Source organism: Leekyejoonella antrihumi (genome assembly GCF_007845645.1).
GTDB lineage: Bacteria > Actinomycetota > Actinomycetes > Actinomycetales > Dermatophilaceae > Leekyejoonella > Leekyejoonella antrihumi.
This window is the reverse complement of record NZ_VCQV01000092.1, coordinates 1-4,247: the sequence shown is the minus strand read 5'-3', so window position 1 is coordinate 4,247 and position 4,247 is coordinate 1. Positions and strand designations below refer to the sequence as shown.

The window sequence follows — 4,247 nt, the reverse complement described above, 5'->3', positions numbered from 1 at the left end:
TGTGTCAGCAGCTGACCGACACCGAGACGACCTATCCTGGCACGAACCTCAAGATCGTCTACACCGTCAAAGACCAGCCTGACAACTCATGAACGATCCCACCATGTCCAGACCCCTGGGCCCGGGGATTCTCGGCCACGGCGATCAACGGAGACGTGGCCCAGAACGTCCGAGAGCGGACCGTGAACCAGCTCAAGTCCGGCGACCTCGACATCCTGGTGGCCACCGACGTGGCGGCCCGCGGCCTCGACGTGGAGCGGATCAGCCACGTGGTGAACTATGACATCCCGACCGACACCGAGTCCTACGTGCACCGCATCGGCCGCACCGGCCGGGCCGGGCGCAGCGGCGACGCGATCTCGTTCATCACCCCGCGGGAGAGGTACCTGCTCAAGCACATCGAGAAGGCCACCCGCCAGCCGCTGACCCAGATGACCTGGCCCAGCGTCGAGGACGTGAACACCACGCGTCTGGCCCGCTTCGACGACCAGATCACCGAGGCGCTGCAGGCGACGGACCGGATCGAGGGATTCCGCGAGATCGTGGCCCACTACGTTCGCGAGCACGACGTGCCCGAGGTCGACGTGGCCGCCGCACTGGCCGTGGTGGCCCAGGGCAACGAGCCGCTGCTGCTCGACCCGGCCGCCGAGAAGCCGCGGCGCACCGAGCGACCCGTCCGTGCCGAGCGGCCCGACCGCAGCGCCGGCACCAAGCCCAGCTGGGGCGATCGCGCCGAGCACGGCGACCAGCCCGAGCGCGGCGCCAAGCGCGACCGCCCGGCGCGGCCCAGCCACGTGACGTTCGCGAGCTACCGGATCAACGTCGGCATGCGGCACAAGGTGGAGCCGCGCCAGATCGTCGGCGCCATTGCCAACGAGGGCGGCCTGAGCCGCAGCGACTTCGGCGTCATCACGATCCGGCCCGACTTTTCGCTCGTCGAGCTGCCGACCGACCTGGCCCCCGCGGTCTGGGACAAGCTGCGCACCACCCGCATCTCGGGCAGACTGATCGATCTGGCCAAGGAAGACGGCACGCGGGGGTCAACGAAGTCCATCGAGGACCGGGCGGTTCGCAGGCCCCGTCAGAAGGGTTGACCGGGCCGGCCTCACCGGCGCATCGGCCCCGACGGGGTCGGTGTGCGAGACGGGCAGATTTCAGAAGTCTCGCTTATCGCATCAGGACCGCGCATGGACGGCGTGAGGTTGTCACGGCGGGTTTCCGTGTCGGCTTGCTAAAAGATCATCGCCTTCGTTAGTTGGCGATCATGGGTCATAGCATCTGCGCGCACTCGCGGCGAAGGGACGCGCCCTGTGGAATCCTACGAACGAGCATTTGCGCCGAACGGAGGACGTTCCACAGTCGGCCGCCCAGATGATGACGGATCCAGCAAACGGAGAGGAGACTGTGTGCTATGACCGTGGACGAGGTGGATGCCTACCTGGCAGCGCTGGAGGAACCCAAGCGCGGCACGCTCGAAGCCTTAAGGCGCTCGATCCGTACCGTCGTCCCGGACGCCGAGGAGGGTATCTCCTACGGTGCGCCGGCGTTCCGAGTCAGCGGGCAGGTAGTCGCCGGGTTCGCGGCGTTCAAGGACCACCTTGCGTATCTCCCGCACAGCGGTCGGGTGCTTGCCGATCTGAGCGAGGCACTCACGGGGTACGAGCGCACGAGTGGCTCGCTTCACTTCCCGATCGACGAAACCCTCCCCAATGACCTCGTTCGCAGGCTCGTCGAAGCGAAGATCGCGATCCTTGGTATCTGAGTGATGCCCCGGCTCGCAGCACATCTCGTCACAGCAGCGCGTTTCAACGCGGCGGAAAGACGCGCGCACCGGAGACCGCCATCGCATGGACTGGATCGCGTACAGGGCGTGTGTCTTACCGGCATATCGGGCGAGGAAGGACAGGCTGCCAGCTGCGCGCTCGACATCGTCGCCGGCTCGAAAAGCGACACCATCGTTGTGGGACATCAGATCACCTTGCGGCGACCGAGACCAAATCGACGCTTGGTCGCCGCCAACGGAGCCGAGGAGCCAGTTTCAAGAATACTGCTTGCGCCCGGTAGCCCTGTGACGAATCGCGCGGTGGTATGGATCGCTCGACTCGGCAGTTGTCGGGCAATCATCGACGGCGAGGTTGCCTGTCGAGAAGTTCGCCGTTGCGCGAGGTCGTGACTACAGTTCGTCACCTAGAGTGATTGGAGCCCGCTATGGCCTCAGATGTCTTTTTGAGCGTCGGCCAGACCTGGACAGAGGAACAGGAGACCTTCGTAGGCTCCTTGGAGTCGCTCCTGGAGGCGAACGGCCTTACGCCAAGGACTGTCGGTAGAACTGATTTTTCGGCCTCGGCGCCGCTTAAGCGAATCGTCGAGCTTATGGAGACGACGTCGGGCACCCTCGTATGCGCCTTCGAGAGAACTCGATCCGAGGTAATGGTCGAGAAATTCGGCTCGGACTTCGAGCGCCCGACGCGAGACATCAAACTCCCAACCGTTTGGAACCAGATCGAGGCCGCGATGACCTACACCCGCAAGCAACCGTTGCTAGTGGTGGTCGAGCGAGGACTCAAGATTGAGGGCCTTCTTGCCGAGAGCTATGACTGGTATGTATTGACAGTTGACGTATCTGGAACAAGCCTCCAATCCAAGGAGGCGCACGCGGTTGTCTCCGACTGGAGCCAGAAAGTCAGGCTCTACAACGCATCGGGAGCCAGAACCGACCAGAGCAGTTTGGACGCCACGAAACTGACCGTGAAGGATCTCGTTACCCGACTCCCGGTCGGGCAAGCCTGGGCTGTGCTCGCGGCACTGCTAGTTCTTGTCGCTGCAGTTGCGACGATCGCCTATCAGGCGGGGCAGGCGTCAGTCGGCTGAACGAAAGCGCCACTCCATGAGGCTCGCTGTCGCTCTTCTCCAAAAGGCCCGCAAAGCCAGGCGGAGCTGACGTATGGGCAGGCTCACCCGCGAAGCGACGGCCATGCGCGCCGACTGGCGGCGGTGTGACGCGCCTCGGCCCGCGGCCGATAATCGCGCGGCTTGCGGCAGACCCGGACGCTGCCGCGCGGGCCCGTAGCGCCCGCGCGGGATGGCCTGGGCCATGGCTCTGGCGAGGGACAGCGCCGTGTTCGGGTCAGGCGTCGGTTTCAGGCGCGATCCTGACCTGCATGGCATCCCTCATGAGACGAACGTCCTCGGGTCGCAGAAGGACCTTGTCTCCAACGCTGAACTTGGTGAGGACCTTGCACCTGCCCGTGTTTTTCGCGGTTGCGATCCCTCGATGGTGAATGACACCGTTGCGAAGATTGCGGATGTCACCGATGACGTCGGAGTGCACTTCCTTCTGATCGACACCGTTCGCATCCGCAAACGCGGGACGGTAGTGGGCCTCCCAGCGAGCGAACATCAGAGCGAGCCAGGCATGAGTCAGCCACTCCTGGAGCCACCCGTCGGTCGCAGCCGCGCCCTCGATCTGACTCTTTCGCCAAAGGCGCATCGGCGACCGTCTTCGGGTCGTTGGGATCGCCTGCACCGATGAACAGTGTGGGATCGGGATTCTCGTCAGTCACCGTCCAGCCAATCCCGTCGCTCATCGTCTTGATGGCAACCTGACTGAAAGTCATGACCCCTGCCGTGTGCCAGAACTCCCGCGCCAGCTCTTCGAATAGCGCCTGCGTCATGCCCGCAATGTTGTCATGACCACAACGACGCGCGACCAGAGCCCAACGTCCGCTCTCATCGGCATGTGGATGAAACGCATGCGCCCGTCAGGCAGCGGAAGGACACTGCCGCTTCGCGGCTCTGTGATGCGGATGCGCCGGTGCCGGCCCAGAACACCGGCACGCAGGCGTTTCAGCGGCCGCTGGAGGGGAGCTTCGGCGGGGTGCGGCTCACCTGCACTTTCCGAGCCCCCAGGCTCAGGAAGGGTACCTCCTGAACACGTTCCCCGACTTGACTCCAACTTTGCAGGTTTTGGAGGCTCGCGACCCGCCGGGGCCGTCTGGTGTTGTGGTTCTCGATCGCGGCCTTGACCCGCTGTCGCTGCTGCATGGCATCATGAGCCCAATCGCAGACTCAGGACTCTGGACATAGTTGTTTGACGTTTGACCCGGCGTCGTTGTCCGAGTGAGAGATTGCCGTTCTCGAAGGTTGAGTTCTTGCCCGTAGTGCGCGATAATTGATGCAGGTAACTCGGCGACTGGTGGGGGTTTTGACAGCATGACGGTGATGACTTCTCAGGCGCCCCTCCCGCT

At 64.0% G+C, this 4,247-nt stretch carries 3 protein-coding genes and 1 pseudogene; 3 read left to right on the top strand and 1 reads right to left on the bottom strand.

Going from position 1 to position 4,247, the window contains the following annotated elements:
• Positions 1-119: 119 nt before the first annotated feature.
• The 3 genes and pseudogenes from FGL98_RS24685 to FGL98_RS24675 all read left to right on the top strand — a co-directional run.
• Positions 120-1,094 (top strand): annotated as a pseudogene (locus FGL98_RS24685) (helicase-related protein); the annotation flags it as partial.
• A 317-nt stretch (positions 1,095-1,411) separates the two neighbouring features.
• Positions 1,412-1,762: an iron chaperone gene (locus FGL98_RS24680; protein WP_146321479.1), complete on the top strand. Its 351-nt coding sequence runs from the start codon at positions 1,412-1,414 to the stop codon at positions 1,760-1,762.
• A gap of 446 nt (positions 1,763-2,208) precedes the next feature.
• Positions 2,209-2,871, top strand: a complete 663-nt coding sequence (locus tag FGL98_RS24675) for a hypothetical protein (protein WP_146321477.1) — start codon at positions 2,209-2,211, stop codon at positions 2,869-2,871.
• 256 nt (positions 2,872-3,127) lie between these two features.
• On the opposite strand, the gene FGL98_RS24670 is transcribed toward FGL98_RS24675, so the two are convergent.
• Positions 3,128-3,490: a hypothetical protein gene (locus FGL98_RS24670; protein WP_146321475.1), complete on the bottom strand. Its 363-nt coding sequence runs from the start codon at positions 3,488-3,490 to the stop codon at positions 3,128-3,130.
• Between the last annotated feature and the right edge of the window lie 757 nt (positions 3,491-4,247).

What these genes read in the sequence shown, in the direction of transcription:
- FGL98_RS24680 (WP_146321479.1), top strand. Translation starts at nt 1,412, where the DNA reads ATGACCGTGGACGAGGTGGATGCCTACCTGGCAGCGCTGGAGGAACCC.
- FGL98_RS24675 (WP_146321477.1), top strand. Translation starts at nt 2,209, where the DNA reads ATGGCCTCAGATGTCTTTTTGAGCGTCGGCCAGACCTGGACAGAGGAA.
- FGL98_RS24670 (WP_146321475.1), bottom strand. Translation starts at nt 3,490, where the DNA reads ATGCGCCTTTGGCGAAAGAGTCAGATCGAGGGCGCGGCTGCGACCGAC.